At 61.2% G+C, this 16,166-nt stretch carries 12 protein-coding genes; 4 read left to right on the top strand and 8 right to left on the bottom strand.

Annotated features, from left to right (window positions below; translation table 11 throughout):
- Window positions 1-208: 208 nt before the first annotated feature.
- Entirely contained in the window at window positions 209-1,147 is a 939-nt protein-coding gene (galU, locus tag LDZ27_RS03890) for a UTP--glucose-1-phosphate uridylyltransferase GalU (RefSeq protein ID WP_244815415.1), read from the bottom strand.
- A 286-nt stretch (window positions 1,148-1,433) separates the two neighbouring features.
- Between galU and LDZ27_RS03885 the strand changes: the two genes are divergently transcribed.
- The 3 genes from LDZ27_RS03885 to LDZ27_RS03875 all read left to right on the top strand — a co-directional run bounded on the left by LDZ27_RS03885 (window position 1,434) and on the right by LDZ27_RS03875 (window position 4,141).
- Complete coding sequence (locus LDZ27_RS03885) at window positions 1,434-2,516, top strand: GlxA family transcriptional regulator (protein ID WP_244815414.1); 1,083 nt, start codon at window positions 1,434-1,436, stop codon at window positions 2,514-2,516.
- A 42-nt stretch (window positions 2,517-2,558) separates the two neighbouring features.
- Window positions 2,559-3,146: a phosphatase PAP2 family protein gene (locus LDZ27_RS03880; RefSeq protein WP_244815413.1), complete on the top strand. Its 588-nt coding sequence runs from the start codon at window positions 2,559-2,561 to the stop codon at window positions 3,144-3,146.
- Window positions 3,147-3,226: 80 nt separating this feature from the next.
- Window positions 3,227-4,141 carry a LysR family transcriptional regulator gene (locus LDZ27_RS03875; protein WP_244815412.1) on the top strand — a complete coding sequence of 305 codons (915 nt, stop codon included), beginning with the start codon at window positions 3,227-3,229 and terminating at the stop codon, window positions 4,139-4,141.
- 19 nt (window positions 4,142-4,160) lie between these two features.
- On the opposite strand, the gene LDZ27_RS03870 is transcribed toward LDZ27_RS03875, so the two are convergent.
- The 7 genes from LDZ27_RS03870 to LDZ27_RS03840 all read right to left on the bottom strand — a co-directional run bounded on the left by LDZ27_RS03870 (window position 4,161) and on the right by LDZ27_RS03840 (window position 13,759).
- Window positions 4,161-6,059 (bottom strand): nucleoside-diphosphate sugar epimerase/dehydratase, encoded by a 1,899-nt coding sequence (locus LDZ27_RS03870; protein WP_244815411.1) that lies wholly within the window; start codon window positions 6,057-6,059, stop codon window positions 4,161-4,163.
- Window positions 6,056-7,117, bottom strand: coding sequence for a glycosyltransferase family 4 protein (locus LDZ27_RS03865; protein ID WP_370653364.1), 1,062 nt, complete (start codon window positions 7,115-7,117; stop codon window positions 6,056-6,058). The genes LDZ27_RS03870 and LDZ27_RS03865 overlap by 4 nt, the downstream gene beginning before the upstream one ends.
- Before the next feature lie 126 nt (window positions 7,118-7,243).
- On the bottom strand, window positions 7,244-8,179 hold the full coding sequence (locus LDZ27_RS03860; RefSeq protein WP_244815410.1) for an SDR family oxidoreductase: 936 nt from the start codon (window positions 8,177-8,179) through the stop codon (window positions 7,244-7,246).
- Window positions 8,176-9,024, bottom strand: a complete 849-nt coding sequence (locus LDZ27_RS03855; protein WP_244815409.1) for a glycosyltransferase family 2 protein — start codon at window positions 9,022-9,024, stop codon at window positions 8,176-8,178. The genes LDZ27_RS03860 and LDZ27_RS03855 overlap by 4 nt, the downstream gene beginning before the upstream one ends.
- 1,252 nt (window positions 9,025-10,276) lie before the next feature.
- Entirely contained in the window at window positions 10,277-11,233 is a 957-nt protein-coding gene (locus LDZ27_RS03850) for a hypothetical protein (RefSeq protein WP_244815408.1), read from the bottom strand.
- A 680-nt stretch (window positions 11,234-11,913) separates the two neighbouring features.
- Window positions 11,914-12,387, bottom strand: a complete 474-nt coding sequence (locus tag LDZ27_RS03845) for a hypothetical protein (protein WP_244815407.1) — start codon at window positions 12,385-12,387, stop codon at window positions 11,914-11,916.
- A 697-nt stretch (window positions 12,388-13,084) separates the two neighbouring features.
- Complete coding sequence (locus LDZ27_RS03840) at window positions 13,085-13,759, bottom strand: nuclease-related domain-containing protein (RefSeq protein ID WP_244815406.1); 675 nt, start codon at window positions 13,757-13,759, stop codon at window positions 13,085-13,087.
- A 1,303-nt stretch (window positions 13,760-15,062) separates the two neighbouring features.
- Here LDZ27_RS03840 and LDZ27_RS03835 point away from each other — a divergent pair.
- On the top strand, window positions 15,063-15,731 hold the full coding sequence (locus tag LDZ27_RS03835; RefSeq protein WP_244815405.1) for a hypothetical protein: 669 nt from the start codon (window positions 15,063-15,065) through the stop codon (window positions 15,729-15,731).
- The last annotated feature ends 435 nt before the right edge of the window (window positions 15,732-16,166 follow it).

Below are 16,166 nucleotides of genomic sequence, written 5' to 3'. Positions count from 1 at the left end.
CAATAAACCGACGCGAGAAGAACTAGCCGAAGGGTCCATTACGAAGGCGACCGTTCTCGGGCCTTGCAGCAGCAAAAAAAGCGACTGCCGCCCCGCCCAGCGGCAACACAAACAGACCGACACAAAAAAAACGCAGACAAAAAACCCGCCGCAAACCACACAGCGGGCTAACAAGCCAAAACCAAAACTAAAACGAAAAGCAAACCCATCAAACCCCAGCAGAAAGCACGTCCTGAGCACCGCTGAACCCACCATCGACGATGGCCTCGTCAGCAGAGGCCCCGAACTGCCCCCGCAAGTAATCCGCGAACTCATCGCGCACTTCCGGATGCCGCAAGGCAAACTCGACAGTCGCCTTGAGATACCCGAGCTTGCTGCCGCAATCGAAGCGCTTGCCGCGATACCGGTAAGCCAAAACCTGCTCCTGCGAAAGCAGCGTCTCGATTCCATCGGTCAACTGAATCTCGCCGCCCGCGCCGGGCTTTTGCGAGCGCAGGAATTCGAAGATGCGCGGCATCAGCACATAACGCCCCACCACGCCGAAGTTGGAAGGCGCCACAGCGGGCTCGGGCTTCTCAACCACGCGCGAGAGCTTGAACAGACCATCGTCCCAGGGCTTGCCTTCGATCACGCCATACGAACGCGAATCCTTGCGATCGATCTCTTCGACGCCGATCACCGACGAATGATAGTGATCGAACACATCGACCATTTGCGCGAGCACCGGCGGCTCGCCATCGAGCAAGTCGTCGGCGAGCACGACAGCAAACGGCTCATCGCCGACGAGCTTTTCCGCGCACAGCACCGCATGACCGAGGCCGAGCGCTTCGGCCTGACGCACGTACATGCACGTCACATGGCTCGGCAAAATGCCGCGCACGAGTTCGAGCAGCTTCGCCTTGCCGCGCGCTTCGAGTTCGGACTCGATCTCGTAGGACTTGTCGAAGTGGTCCTCGATGGCGCGCTTGCTGCGCCCGGTCACGAAGATCATCTCCGTGATGCCCGCCGCCATCGCCTCTTCCACCGCATATTGAATCAGCGGCTTGTCCACCACCGGCAGCATTTCCTTCGGGCTCGCCTTGGTCGCGGGAAGGAATCGCGTGCCGAGTCCAGCCACCGGAAATACCGCCTTACGCACTTTTAGCATCGGCTCACCTTGTCCTTGGTTGCATGGAGGCGAACGCGACGCGCGTCATCGAGCGCTGGCGGCCGCCTCTTCTTGTGGTCGCAGCCGCCCGAATTCATCAGACGACACGAGTAGCGCCAGCTTATTCCCCGGATACCGAAATCATCTGCCAACACTTCGTCATTTTCAGACTGTCAAGGTGGCGACTGTTCGCTGCCGCGTATAGTGCGACGCATATGAGCCACTCGTCAGTCCGACGTTCCCTCGAGGAGCCAGAGGACGAAAGCCAAGCGACAGGAGAGAGTCGATGGAATATGTCAATGGCATGGGCAGGCTGCAAGTCGTGCGCTCGCCCGAGCCCGACGCGCCGTCCGCCGACATGGCAAAGCGGATCGGCATTCTGATCTTCGAGGATTTCTCGCTCGTCGAGGTGAGCTCGATCTCCGAGGTCTTTTCGCTCGCCAACGAAGTGCGGCCGTCGGCGAATGCCGCCGATGGTGGCGCGTCGCATGCAACGGCGCAGCAGCGCCCGAACTATTCGCTGCAATTCGTGTCAAGCGAAGGAGGCAGCGTCGCGAGCAGTTGCTCCATGCGTATCTGGACCGAAAGCCTCGACGCGCGCTGGATGAACGACTGCAACGCACTTTTCATCGCGGGCGGCGCGGGCGCGCGGCGGGCGCGTCACGATGCGCTTCTGCGCAAGCAACTGGGCCGCATCGCGCCGCGCATTCCGTTCATCAAGGCGATCGGCGAAGGCGCGCATATTCTCGCGGCGGCCAATCTCACGCTGCAGAACCGCTCGCTCGATTTCGCCGATAAGCCGGCCGCCCAGGCGTTGTCGGCGGCGCTGTCGCCGGCGTTGTCGAATGCGCTCGTCATCGCCGAGCAGACGTTGACGCTCGACGACCCCAAAGGCCCCATCGCGGCGGCGCTCTCGATGGTCAAGCGCGATTACGGCGCGGCGGTTGCGCGCGAAGTGTCGGAACGTTCGATCCCCGGTGCGTGGCAGAAGCTCGCCACCGTGCTCGACGACACCGACAGCGTGGGCGTGCGCCAGAAGATCGACGCCGCCGCGCGCTGGCTTCGCGAGAACTACGTGCGGCCGATATCCATCACGGATGCGGCGCGCGTCGCCGCGATGAGCGAGCGCAACTTCCTGCGGCGCTTCAAGGCGCAGATCGGCCTCACGCCGTCGGAATATTTATTGCGCGCGCGGCTCGATGCAAGCTGCATGCTGCTTGCCGCAACGGACCTGCCGGTCGACAAGATCGCGCGGCGTTGCGGTGCGGGAAGCGGCGACGGCCTCGCGAAGATATTCCGCAAGCGGCTGTCGATTTCGCCGACGGAGTATCGGCTGGCCGGGCGCCGCAAGCAGGCAGACAGTTCATAAGCACGTTCAATAAACAGCAACGGATACCTAGAACGGACACGTATGCAAGAAAGGGTACTCTGGATCTTTTCAAACCTCGGGGATGCGGCGTTTCTGCTGCCGCTCGCGGTCGTCTGCGCAGTGTGGCTGCGCTCGGTGGACATACGGCTCGCCGTGCGCTGGGCCGCGCTGCTCGCGTTCGGCATGGCGCTGGTCGGCCTGTCGAAGATTCTCTATGCCGGCTGCGGGCTGGAATTCTCCGCGGTGAACTTCCGCATGATCAGCGGACACACGATGCTCTCCGCGTCCATCTACACGGTCGCGGCCGGGTTGCTCGCGGGCAGTCTCGGCCGCGCGTGGTATCGGCTGGGCGCGGCAGCCGGGCTCGCGCTCGCGGCGATGATCGGCTTGAGCCGCATCTTTCAGGACGCGCATACGCCGAGCGAAGTCGTCGTCGGCTGGCTGCTCGGCGCGGCGATCGCGCTGATGCTGCTCGTGCGCGTCTTCGAGCAGCCGCGCAAGATGCCGCGCGCGGTGGCCGCGGGCGTCGGGCTGCTCGCGGTGTCGTCGATCGCTTACGGGCATCACGCGCCGTTTCAGCGCCTGATCGAGCATTACTCGTGGTGGCTGTGCAAGGGGCTCGGCCTCTGAGCGGGAGCGGGACTTTCGCGATCCCAAGTATGATCCCCGCTTGATCGCAGGGTCATATTCATACGTTTTCGGGATCGAGCATGGACCGCTTCCTTGCCATGAAAGTGTTCGCGCGCGTCGTCGAGGCGGGCAGTTTTTCAAAAGCCGCCGACGCGCTGCGCCTTCCGCCCGCGAGCGTTTCCAGAACCCTGCAGGCGCTCGAAGCGCATCTGGGCGCGCGTCTCATCAACCGCACGACGCGCAGCATCAGCATCACGGAAGACGGCGAAGCCTATTACGAGCGATGCGTGCGCGTGCTCGGCGAAGTCGACGACATGGAAGCGTCGCTGTCGCACTCGAAGCTGAGTCCCAAGGGCAACATCAAGGTGAGCCTGCCGCAGGTGATGGCGAAGAACACCATCATTCCCGCGCTGCCCGAGTTCTTTGCGGCGTATCCGGATATCGGCGTGGAATTGCTGCTGACGGACCGCCAGGTGGACCTCGTCGAAGAGGCCGTGGATTGCGTCGTGCGCGTGGGCGCGGTCGGCGATATCGGGCTCGTGGCGAAGCGCATCGGCGCTTATACGCAGATCACCTGCGCGTCGCCGGGCTATGTCGAAAAGTACGGCGAGCCGCAGACGCTCGACGATCTCGAGCGGCATCTCGCCGTCGGCTACGTGCTCACCAAGTCGGGGCGCGTGCGTAACTGGGAGTTTCTCGTCGATGGCGAGACGCGCGCTGTCCCGCTCAAGTACAAGGTCGCGGTCAACGATGCGGATTCCTACATCGCGTGCGGGCTCTCGGGGCTTGGGCTGATCCAGAGTTCGAGCTATACGCTCGATCCGCATCTGAGAAGCGGCGCGTTGCAGCGCGTGTTGAAGGACTATCCGGCAGAGCCGCGCGTCGTCTCCGTGCTGTACGCGGCGAACCGGCATCAGCCGCGCCGCGTGCGCGTGTTCATCGACTGGGTCGCGGATGTGTATGGACGCCTGCCGGCGTTTCAGGACCGCGCGTGATGCACGGTCCGCGCGATCGTCACGTTCCCGCCGCGCGCTCGTTCGCCAGCTTCGCCGCCTGCACGCTTTGCAGCACCGGCGCGGCGGCCGTCTGATACTCCGGCACCCAGCGGCGCAGATCGCGGCGCACTTCGTCGTCCGTCAGCACGCGATGCTGCATGAGCCACGGCAGCAATTCGTCGATGAAACTGTCCGGCACGCCGCGCGCCTGCGCGATCCGCAACTTGGGATGCGGCGTGCGCGTGGTGGTTTCGTCGTCGGCGAGGAGTTCCTCGTAGAGCTTCTCGCCGGGACGCAGCCCCGTGAACACGATGCGAATCTGCTCTTCCGAGAAGCCATAAAGCCGGATGAGATCGCGCGCGAGATCGACGATGCGCACCGGCTTTCCCATGTCGAGAATGAAGATTTCGCCGCCGCGCCCCATGCTCGATGCCTGCAGCACGAGTTGCGCGGCTTCGGGAATCGTCATGAAAAAGCGCGTGATCTCGGGATGCGTGACCGTGACCGGGCCGCCCTTCGCGATCTGCTGCTGGAACTTCGGAATCACGCTGCCCGCGCTGCCGAGCACGTTGCCAAAGCGCACGGTCTCGAACTGCGTGCGCGGCGCGGTTTGCTGCAGCGCCTGGCACGTCATTTCCGCGAGACGCTTGCTCGCGCCCATCACGTTGGTCGGATTGACGGCCTTGTCGGTGGAAATGAGCACGAAGTGGCGCACGTCGTGGCGCATCGCCGCGCGCGCGACGCGCAGCGTGCCGAGCACGTTATTGCGCACGGCTTGCCAGGCGTTGTGTTCTTCCATCAGCGGCACATGCTTGTACGCCGCCGCATGGAAAACGATGTGCGGCGTGTAGCGCGCCATCGTCTGATCGAGCAGCAGCGAATCCTTCGCGTCGCCGACGACGGGCACGACCGAAAGCTCCGGAAACTTCTCGTGCAGTTCCTCGATCAGGCGATACATCGCGTATTCGCTGAGATCGTAGGCGACGAGCTGCGCCGGCGCGAAGCGCAGAATCTGCCGGCACAATTCCGAGCCGATCGATCCGCCTGCGCCCGTCACCATCACGACGCGCCCGTGCAGCAGTTGCTCGACGTGCGGCATGTCGATCTTCACCGGCTCGCGGCCGAGCAGGTCTTCGAGGTCGATCTGCCGCACGCGCGACAGGAAACCGCCCTCGCCCTGCGTCAACTGGTTTAGCGCGGGCAGCACCATCACCTTGACGCCCGCGCGCACGCAAAGCGTCGCGACGCGCCGCTGTTCGTCGACGGAGGCGGACGGAATCGCGATGATCGCGTACTCAGTCTTGTATTGCTCCGCGACGCTCGACAGGTCGCCGAACGAGCCGAGCACCTTATGGCCGAGCACTTCGCGGCCCTGCTTGGCGGGATCGTCGTCGAGCAGGCCGACGAGACGCCATTCCGACGAACGCGCCAGTTCGCGCGCGAGCATCGCGCCCGCCGTGCCCGCGCCGAGCACGATAACGGGCTTGCCCTTACCCACGAGGCCGCCGTAAAGGTAGAACTCCTTGGCCGCGCGATACAGCGCACGCGCGCCGCCCATCGCGAGAAAGAGGAAAAGCGGCTGGACGATCAGCACCGAGCGCGGAATGACGGGCGTCGGCTGTGCCATGACCGCGCCGATCATCACGACGAGCGCGCCGACCACGACCGACTTCGATATGCGCATCACGTCCGGCAGGCTCGCGAACACCCAGATGCCGCGATACAGCCCGAAGACGCGGAACATCACGCCGTAGACCGGCAGCACCCAGACGAGCGCGACGAGCGCGCCGTGCTGGAAGTTGTGCGGCACCGCGCCATTGAAGCGAATCAGGTACGCGGCGAGCCAGGTGCCGGCGACCGCGCACAGGTCGAATGCGAAGGCGCTCGCGGAGAGCCATGAAGCCTTGTTTCGAATCATCCGCGTAGACCTCCAGACTGTTCGGATAGAAGCGCCTGATGACGCCGCCAGCTTGCATCCACCACCACGCCCGCAATAACGATGACGATTGCCCAGCCGCCAACCGCAAGCCACTGCGCGGACGGCGAGAATCCGAGCGCCCAGTTCGCGAGCAACACGCCCGCGAGCATCAGCACGTACCACGCGAGCGCGGTGCGCGCATGGCCGACGCCGAGCCGAACCATGCGCTGATAGTAATGTTCGCGATGCGCCTGCCAGAACTTCTCGCCGCGCGAGAGACGCCGCAAGAGCGTGACGGAGGCATCCGCGATGAAAGGCGAAAAAACCAGCGCCGGGAACCAGACCGGCCACGCAGCCTCGAGCCAGCCCCAATAACCGAGCGCGCCTGCAAGAAATCCTAGAGGAATCGACCCTGAATCGCCTAGAAAAATTCGTGCCGGATGGAAATTGAACAGTAGAAACCCCGCCGCCGCGCCGGCGATCGCCGCGCTCGCGATGCCGAGATCGATCTGCGGCACCGGGCCGGAGAGCGCCGCGACCGCGTAGCCGCCGAAGCCGAAGAGCGCCATGCCGCCCGCGAGGCCGTCGGAGCCGTCCATGAAGTTGTACAGATTGACGAGCCAGACCATCAGAAAGCCGACGGCGGCAAGCGCCCACCACGGCGCGGGCGCGGGATTCACGACGATCAGCAGCGCGACCGCCAGAACATGCGCGCCGAAGCGCACGCGCGCGGGCAGGCCGCGCCGGTCATCGATCTGCGAGACGGCGGCGAGCACGGCGGCGATGAGCGCGACGAGCCACATCGACGGCGCGAGCGCGAGCATCGCGACGACGCCGACCGGCACGATGCCCCAGCCGCCCACGCGCGGCGTCGGACGCGTGTGCAGCGAGCGGTCGTTCGGGACATCCGTGGCAAGACGCCAGGCGAGTCCCGTTCGAAGCAGCGAATGAAGAATCAGCGCGCACACGACGAGCGACGCGGCCGCGACGCAAGCGGCCGCCGCCCACGGCATGCGCACGAGAAAATCGAATAGCGAGGGGAACGACGAGGCGCTCATTTTCCGGAATTGGCCTTTCTTTATGCTTTTTTGCACTACGCCGATGATGCCGGTTTCGCGTAGAGCCGCGTGTTACCGGCGCTTATCGGTTGTTACGGGAGGTTAAACCTGCGGAGAGCCGAAGCGTCAGTGCTGCGAGAGAAACCAGCGGGCGGTTTCGGCAAGACCGGCGTCGAGCGAATACGAAGGGCGCCAGCCTAGCACATCGCGGATAAGGGTCGAATCGACTCGCAGGCTGCCGGTGAGCCGCTCGATTTGCGCGGACTTGGCCGTAAGCCGCCCCGCCGCCTTCAACAAGCCGACCGGCACCGGCAGCAGGCGCGCGGGCCGGTTCAGATGCCGCCCGAGCATGCGCGCCAGTTCGGCGACGCCGGGATCTTCGCCGTCGGTGACGTGAAAAAGCCGGTTTGCCGCAAGCGGATGCACGGCGCACGCGACGAGCGCGCTCGCGAGGTTATCGACGTAGACGAGGCTTCGGCGCGCATCGACCGCGCCGATGGGCAGCGGCATGCCCTTGGCGATGGCGCGCATGAGCGCAAGGAAGTTCGCGCGCACGTCCGGCCCGTAGACGAGCGGCGGGCGCGCGATCACGATTTCCATCCCCGTGCGCGCGCCGAAGGCTTGAAGCGCAAGTTCGGCTTCGGCTTTCGAGACGCCATAGGGATCGGGCGGATGGCGCGCGTCGGTTTCCTTCAGCGGCTCGCCGTGGTCCAGTTCGGCGAGCGCCTTGATGCTGCTCACGAAAACGAAGCGCGTCGCGCCGGCGCGATGGGCGGCGTCGGCGGTCTTGAGCGCGCCTTCCACGTTGATTGCGCGGAAAGCGGTGAGCGGATCGGCGGCAGCGTCGTTCATCACATGCACGCGCGCGGCGAGATGGATGACGCACGCGCAGCCTTCGAACGCGTCGGGCGTGATTGCATCGAGCGACGGAACTTCCACCATTCGCGCGCCCGCTCCGTGCCGAACGATGCCGAGCGGCTCGTGGCCGGCATCGAGCAAGGCGCGCGTGACGGCCCTGCCGACGAAGCCGTTCGCGCCCGTCACCGCGATGCGCGCGCTCATAGCCATTTCCAGCCGAAGCGGTTGAAAAACTTGTACGCCGACGCGATGAAGAGCTTGATGTGCGTCCAGCCCTTGCCCGCCGCGTCGCCGCCGTGATGCAGCACGCGCACGGACGGCACGTAGGCGACGCGCGCGACATCGTGCGTGCGCAAGGTCAGGTCGTAGTCCTCGAAGTAGAGGAAATAGCGTGGATCGAAACCGCCGAGCTTTTTCAGGACTTCGGTGCGATAGAGCATGAAGCAGCCGCTGACGATGGGCGGGTCCAGGACGATGTCCTTCTCGCCGATCACGTCGCGCATTTCGTATCTGTCCAGGCGTTTCTCGAACGGCTTTCGCAGGCTGCGCGGCAGGAAGCCGCGGATGAAGAGATCGAAGACCGCGGGGTAGCGGCGGCAGAGAAATTGTTGGCAGCCGTCGTCTTCGAGGATCATCGGTGAAAGGAGACCGACTTCGGGATGGGCGTCCATGAAGGCGATAGCCTCGACGAGCGCGTCGCTTTCCAGTTCGATGTCGGGGTTCAGGATCAAGTGGTAGCGGCTCGATGTTCGTTCTATCGCCAGATTGTGGCCGCGGCCGTAGCCGACGTTGCCCTGGCCTTCGATGATGTCGATTCGTAGCCGGGCTTCGTTGGTGAGCTGCGACCAGTCGATAGGTTCATCCGTTCCGTTGTTGATCAGGTATAGGGGCGCCGAGGCGGCTTGATGCACGATGCATAGTCGATCCAGCGCAGTATCGAGCGTGTGCAGCGTGCGCTCCAGCATCCGACGATGCGGCCGGTAAGCGACGACAGATACGCTTATCAATCGAGCTGAGCTCGCGTTGGCGGATTCCGAGTTCAACTGCATCCTTCGTAACTGATTTTGGACTTGCGGCACCGACATGGCCGACGAATTCGACATTTTCCCCGAAAAGCACCGCACGTAGGAAACAATCAGGAAGCTCATGCTGACGCGATCAATCAAAGCGGCAAAGGAAGGTGTCCGAAAACGCGCAATGCGCCATGAGACGCTTGTCTCGAGACATGCTTGGACGCAAAGCGCTCTGCCTCCGACAAGCGCTTATCAGCTGCGGGCCGCATTCTGCTATGGCGACATAGAGACTAGCGCATGGACTGAAGCCACCACGGCCAGAACATCGTGTGAAACGAAGGGCGGCCGTCTAACAGCCCAGACTTAAATCGGCGTGACGTTTGGCAATGCGCTCGCTCCACCGTTCAATTGGGCGCGAAAATTTATCTAGACATCGAAGTAATCGCTCGACATACCCGCCGCGGTTCCAGTGCGTTCCCCGAGCGTTCCTGCCTCAATTGCATAGGCAAACGCACAATCAGCCTGGTCACGCCTCGTTATCTTGGCGAAAAATGCTGACGCCTTCTTGCGCTAAGCGATTCGTGACGGCTGCGTCGCCAACTCGATCGCGCCGTCGCCTTAAACGCCTCTTCGCTGCGCAGCGGTTTCGACGTCGTGTTCTCAGAGAAGCGAATCGAAAAAAGGTATTAACGCTTCCGGTCATCGCAGCCGAAATAAGACGTTACCACACAGCTCCGTGTCGCGACGCTTTTGCCCTTTTCGCTCTATATAAGTGCACGGCGCTGTCGTCGAAGTCAAAGGAAACGGGTTTCGCAACGCTTGCGATTGCACGACAAACAATCTATCTACGCATATGAAAGGGTACAGTGCTAATTGCTGATGCGCCGAGTGATACCGCGTCCGGCACTAACGCCTGCGGAGCCTGAGTGCTACCGAACACCCGCGTGATATGGCAGCGAGGCTCATACGAAAACGAGCAGTGACTGAGGATATGTCCGTGCGGACGTGCATCGCAAAGCCTCCGATTGGGCGAATGCCCCGCGTCGATGCAACGGATCCATTGGTATTCGCCCGTGACCGGAACCGCGGCTGTTTTTGCCGATATGGCCAAAAGCCGTAGGTCACGATATTTGCCTGCAACGCGGGATCGGTGTCAGCCTGAATGTTGTGAGCAAGAAGCACTGATCCGTCAATGCCAGAATACGAACGGTAATAGGCTATTTACCCAAGCTACTTACGAATAACTCTGTCGATAGCAGTAAATGTCTAGCGGGAACGTTATCGTCAACTACTTCATTATTCGCGAAACTTGCGACTTCACGTGCAACCATACCGACAACTGACGGTCCAAATACTTCCGGAACTTAGTGTCGCCCTTCTGCGCAAGGCGCGTAAATGTGTTTGCTCTTGCTTGCCGCCAATGTCCGAACACAAGCACTCTGTCGTTTGACTTTAGCGGATGCAACCAATTCGATTGAGTAGTCCATACCGTAGCGTGCGTGAGCTCTCCCACCGCCGGATCATAAGAATATGGCTGTGCTGCTGACGGCTCAAACTTCAGAACGTGCAACAAGCGCCCATGAGTTTCGATCGTCTCGACGCTGGACACTCGGCCCACAAGGGCGATTGGAAAAGGAACCACTGTCTGACCTAGCCAACGATAAGCTGCAAGAAACCGCCCCTCTTCGTAATAGAAGTTTTCCCAACTTACTGACATGCCATTGAAGACAAATTCCAGACGATCGCAAAGAAGAGGATCGTTTGCACACAGAGCGCGCAGGTAAATAACACGCTTAGCCGCGTTGATGTATGTTGCCAATAGACGGCCAGAGTCGCTTGAGAATAACGCGCCGCCGTTACCTGCCATGTGGGCGTCCCGAGAAATTGCTGAACGAGTTAGACGGACCTCAGAATTGCTTGTAGCATCGATTGCTAGCAGCCGAAAGCGATATTGTCCTCGTTCCAGGGCCTGCAATAGACCAAGTGAACGACGAGCGATGACTTCTAACTGCTCCTCGACGTTGAATGTACATTGCTCGTTATGCGCCGCCTTCGGAAGCAAGCGAAAATATGCCTTAACTGCGTAGGTCTTGCCTCGACTTTCGCGTGCGTGCTGCGGAACGTAACTGACAGGCGTTCCGCAATACCTACATCTCAACGGCGGAGCCTCGGGAAGAATGCCGATCGTCTCGGCAAAGACTTCTTCACCGTCCATTGTTGCTGCCACCCACATCTTTGCAGCCATTTCCTTCCCTCCTTTTTCGTATGCGCGGCTTCGATTGCAAGACGACATGCCTAGCCCATCAATCTCTTCCTCACATATTCTTGTTTCGGCGCGACGCGACGGAGTTTCGGATCCGATGCGCACGTCCACGGCGAGGCCGCGACGGGTGACGTTCGGCTGTCGACAAAAGCGATCGGCGCCAGCCCTGCGACTTTCTACTGCACGCGATAGTGACTCGGTAGGCGTCGGATCACCGCTGTGTGGCTCCGATACCTGTGTCGGTCATAAGGGGTCGCGGTCACACCACGTGCCGCTCTTTTGCAGCAACGGCAAGATGTTTCTTGGGCACCGCATGCGCTCTCGCTTTCCGGTCCCAAGCTGCCTCGGATTCTCCGTCCCATCCTTCTTCTCGCATGTTCGACGTGTCGGAGCGACTAGCCGCTTGAGGACGGGCAGTTTTGCCAGCGCAACTCAGGATGGACTCAGGTCGTGAGCAACCAGCAGATAAGCGAACGCGCCTGGACGAGTGGATCCGCGCATTGATAACAGCCGCCTCGTGGCCGGGCGTTTAAGGCAAACCACGCCAGGCGGCATGGTTTGCATGAACGACCTCGTTCAGCACGAACACTGGCTTTGCATCGACCCGTTGGCCGAGTGCAACGTCAAACCGAACCCGTGGAATCAGCCTTCGGGATGCGCGATCATGTCGATTCGTGGTCCCCCGCAAAGCACATGTGCCCGGTGACAAACAGAGCCACCGATGCGCCGCAAAGCAAGAGTGCTTCGACCATCGTGCGTGTGTCCCAGTTCTTGGTCGACTGAACGAGGTAACACGCGCCGATTACCGACATGGCGCTCAGCATATGAGCAAAGCGCCGGTTGAGGCGGCGTTGAGCGGTATTGGGTGAGGCGATAGACTGCAGCCCCCTCACCAAGCGCTCCGCAAGTCCAAGTTTGGAACCCATGAAGAACTCGGCGTCCGGTGTGCCTTCGACGCGATAGGTAACACCCTCTACCGTAACGTTAGTCGATGTGCGGCGCTCACTGTGCTCAAGCTGCGCAAGCAACGCACTCAAGCGCGGCGGCAAAGTCAGCCGGGATGAGGCCCGGACGACGACGCGATCACTCAAGATCAATCCGCACGCATAGCGGACTTCCAGTACGGCGATTTTCATAAAGCCTCCTTTGGCTGAGAAAGTAGCGGCTTTCGGCGATATGCCGAAACCAGACTACGGTGGTGAAATGAGACATCGACAGGCACGGCGCAACGCATTGCTGGTCACGAATCGGCGCCAGTGCGGCGCCGAGATGCCGAGAACGGATTGACGGACAACGTCCGGCGACTCCGCTTGGGCAGGCGTCGCCGTCTAATAGAAGTCGAAATCCATGCAAGACAAAGCGGTCGCTTCTTGCCGAAGGCCCGCTCGTCTTGCGCGAGAACGCGAAGGACGACGTGGCTCAAGAAGCAGAACTCAGACACAACGATGGAAAACCATGGCGGTATCCCGCAGTGACCCTGCCGGCGAACCGGTTAAGTGAGCCCCTGAGAAGTCCGGTATAGAAGAAGTGGCACGCGCACGTCAGCCGTGCGCTTGTTAGGTCGATGCGTGAATACGCGGTGTATGCAGCTAATATAGGGCGTCCATCGGATGGTGCTCGCCGGAAAGCTTCGAAAAAACGCTGTCTTTCCGTTTCAATCTCCAAATAGGGATGTGGCGAAGCCGGTGACTTGGCCGGTAGTTGTCGTTCGGGGGTTATGCAGCAGGTTGGCGCGACGCCGCGTGAAGAACGGCATTCCCGCATCTGCTCGCTCTTTCGCGTGGCGGCCACAGCGCCAAAACACAACGAAACAACGATGGCGCGCGGGGGAAATTACGGGCGCGACCGCCTGCGTAAGCAAGACCAGTCGATATGCGACACTACGTTGTCTGCATCCAGAAAGCGCCGATGCGTTGCGCGAAAGCGGTTCAGCCTCGTGCGCAGAAAGTAGTGCAAGTCCGGCAACGTCATGACGCCATCAGGCATAGTCGGATGCAGATTGCAGCGCGCCTCGGCGAAAATTGCGATACTCTCGACCGGACATTCGTGCTGAGATAGCATCAAGCGCAGGTGCCGCACGGCCGGCTTCGCGCGACGCAGCGGCGAGGTGTGAAGCGTCACACCGCCGAGCTCGTCCACGACGGCAAGTTCGTCTTCGTTAATCCCCGGTTCGATCACGCCTCTCCAGTCGTAACGATTCACGACGAACACGCCAAACGGCGTGATCGCAAGGCAATGAACCATCGTCGTGGAATTCCGGGTGCCCGGTGCGTGTTCAAGTTCAAGTGCATGGCGCAGATGCACCCGGCCATCGCACGCACGCTGAAAGATGGGCGCAATGCGCATTCGCAACGAGCGGCTCACGTGTCGATGGTTACCCGCTCCGTAAGTCGCCTTTGTGGTGCAGGGATGGCCCGAGCTATCGTCACTGGCGCGAGTCGTTTCGTTCAACAGGTCGGGCGCCGACATTTCGGGTGCCGACATTTGGCCGTCATCATGCTTTCTCATTCTGTCTCTCTCTTTTTCGTTGATAGGATGGACTTCGAAGAAAAGTCATTGCTTGCCGATTGGGAACGCATCTCCAGGACAGTCACCTACCGCCGCCGTCTACCGGCGCGTCTAAAAACGAGGCGTAGCCTGTGGTGGGGCGTAGATTGGCGAACATCGAGATATGTCGATGGCGCCGGGAATGACCGCGGGCGGGAACCTACGCCCGCTGACACTCACGCTCACTTTCCAGCAGCAAGCTTTGCAATGCCGTAATGCGTCGCTGTTGGGCGGGAATGAGGCGAGTCTCCCGCTCAATTCGCTCTAGGCGTGTAAGCCAATAGGACGGAGGGAGGTGCGCAGGCAGAGACGGGCCGTGAGCGCCAACAACGTGACGGATGACCGTCTCGAGATGTCGGATTTCCGCGTCCGCGCACCGCGCGGGTAGACGCGGCGTCGGTGACCGATCGCGAAGCGCCGACGGACCCGTCAATCGCGAGAAGTCTTGCTGGCGAGAACGCCTCGGCGCTGCGTGCACCCGCTCGCGAGTGTGTTCGTCCCCGGACGGGACACGTTTAAACGAAGCACCGATATGAATGCGGCTCGCTCCTTGGGCGCAATGCGCTCGACATAAACGTTTTTGTATTGGCATGTCTGGAATGATTTGGTTGGGACAACTCCAGCATGCCTGCTACATCGAGAAGTCAAGGCGTCGCCACGGCTTGCCGGCAGATGGCAGAAGAAGTGAAAGTGCGACGCCCCCGAAGGGCCGGCCTTGCGCGACCAAAACCTGACTAGCGTATGAAAGCTATCGTCTAAGCCTTAGAGCGCCGGGTAGCGCGTCGCAGTTTCGCCTCGAGCCGCCAGGGGGCGGCTGCAGTGCGCACTCCGCTCGCTTCAAAAGTCGCTGACCAACCGCGCAGAGTCAAAAGCTACCCTGTTTTTGAAAGCTTTGGCTTGCTTGCCAACGCTATTTGCCCGGTACAGTGGGCCTTAGCGGTCACGCCTGCATGGTTTAGATCTGCCCCAGGAAAACGGAACGATCGCCTCAATGACATGAAACGAGCCGCACCGAAGCCGCGTTATTGAATCTGTCTACCAAGCCAGCTGCCAAGGACCAAAACCAGATGAGGCGTACTCAGATTTTTACCATGGCTCAACGGCGGCACACCGCTCTCTTGGAACGGTACGTTGGCCTCCAAACTGGAAAGCACAGTTTAATTTCACTGGCAAACCCTTGCTTCTCCGACGCGAGCGTTTTCCTCACTGCGTCGGGCGAGGCAACATTGCTGCAAGAGAAGAAGTGCAACGATGGAATGACCACATGACGAGTTCATTGAAAATCAAGATAACAGTTAGCGAGTTCGTAACGCCGGAGCTCTTTCGCGCTGTCTCTGCCGTCCCGAATCCACGGCAAAGAGCGGGACTGATCAAACGCCTCGCCGAGGACGCGCTGCGTAATAGCGTCCGGACCAGCCAGATAGCACCCGCTGGAACCTCACCCACGGCACGCGACGGTGTATTAGCGCGGCCGGCTCCATCAGAAGCTGAGCCCATTTCTTCTAAGCGCAGGAGCCTGTTGCCGGATGCAGGCATCATCGACGAGGACACGGTGCAGTTCCATTGTGAATGCCAAGCCGACAATTCGTCGGTCGGGGGCGCCACCCTCCGAACGCTTCAGCCCGTCACCGCATTGCGACATGATGTCGTGACAGAATGCACCCCACCGCGTGACACCGACGCGTCTATGTCATCAGTGCTCCTTGACGATAAGGTAAGTGCCATGGATTTGGTCCAAGGACCAACGACGCCTTCGCAAGCTTGCCAAGATGGTGAGGTGCCCTATTTCGACACCATCACGCAGCCGAGCCGGAGGCCGGGCGTTCTAACGTGGGCGGTGGTCGCAGCGACACTTGCTGTCGAGAGAAGCGGATCGTGGTTCCGTCGCGCCATCAGCGATCGTTCGAAGAAAAAAGCAAAGGATATTCGGTAATTGAATGGGGCAGCATCGCACTGGCTGCTGCTCCCCCATGACCCGACTTTCTCAGCTCATTGCTTTCGTCAGCGGCGGAGGCCGTCTCATTCAACAGATCGTGCCTCGGCATTCCGTGTTGCTCGCGCACTCACATTCTGTCTCTCGGCTTTTTAATAGAACGAAGTTTCACGGGAAGTCACCACTTTGCCGCTTGCCATGTCATCTGCAAGTCAGGCCGCCCACGGCTCAATCCACGTCTACGGTGCATCTCGAGCGGGCATCGTTCAGCGCCGCGAGCGGTAGTAGGCGGGTATGCACACAGGTAGGCAGCGCTAGTAACCACTGCCGGGAGAACCTCCGCGCACTGACACTCATGCGGCCCACTCTCCGCCAGCAACCTTCGCAACGCCTCTATGCGGTGCGGCCGAGTTGAAACGAGGCCAGTCTTTCGCT

This window comes from Caballeronia sp. Lep1P3 (genome assembly GCF_022879595.1).
In the GTDB taxonomy this organism is placed as follows: domain Bacteria; phylum Pseudomonadota; class Gammaproteobacteria; order Burkholderiales; family Burkholderiaceae; genus Caballeronia.
Note: the sequence above shows the minus strand (reverse complement) of the source record. Positions and strands in the feature narration are given on the sequence as shown.

Coding starts and splice junctions, on each gene's coding strand:
- LDZ27_RS03845 (WP_244815407.1), bottom strand. CDS start 12,387: ATGAAAATCGCCGTACTGGAAGTCCGCTATGCGTGCGGATTGATCTTG.
- LDZ27_RS03880 (WP_244815413.1), top strand. CDS start 2,559: ATGCAAGAAAGGGTACTCTGGATCTTTTCAAACCTCGGGGATGCGGCG.
- LDZ27_RS03860 (WP_244815410.1), bottom strand. CDS start 8,179: ATGAGCGCGCGCATCGCGGTGACGGGCGCGAACGGCTTCGTCGGCAGG.
- LDZ27_RS03840 (WP_244815406.1), bottom strand. CDS start 13,759: ATGAGAAAGCATGATGACGGCCAAATGTCGGCACCCGAAATGTCGGCG.
- LDZ27_RS03865 (WP_370653364.1), bottom strand. CDS start 7,117: ATGAGCGCCTCGTCGTTCCCCTCGCTATTCGATTTTCTCGTGCGCATG.
- LDZ27_RS03855 (WP_244815409.1), bottom strand. CDS start 9,024: ATGCAGTTGAACTCGGAATCCGCCAACGCGAGCTCAGCTCGATTGATA.
- LDZ27_RS03870 (WP_244815411.1), bottom strand. CDS start 6,059: ATGATTCGAAACAAGGCTTCATGGCTCTCCGCGAGCGCCTTCGCATTC.
- LDZ27_RS03875 (WP_244815412.1), top strand. CDS start 3,227: ATGGACCGCTTCCTTGCCATGAAAGTGTTCGCGCGCGTCGTCGAGGCG.
- galU (WP_244815415.1), bottom strand. CDS start 1,147: ATGCTAAAAGTGCGTAAGGCGGTATTTCCGGTGGCTGGACTCGGCACG.
- LDZ27_RS03850 (WP_244815408.1), bottom strand. CDS start 11,233: ATGGCTGCAAAGATGTGGGTGGCAGCAACAATGGACGGTGAAGAAGTC.
- LDZ27_RS03835 (WP_244815405.1), top strand. CDS start 15,063: ATGACGAGTTCATTGAAAATCAAGATAACAGTTAGCGAGTTCGTAACG.
- LDZ27_RS03885 (WP_244815414.1), top strand. CDS start 1,434: ATGGAATATGTCAATGGCATGGGCAGGCTGCAAGTCGTGCGCTCGCCC.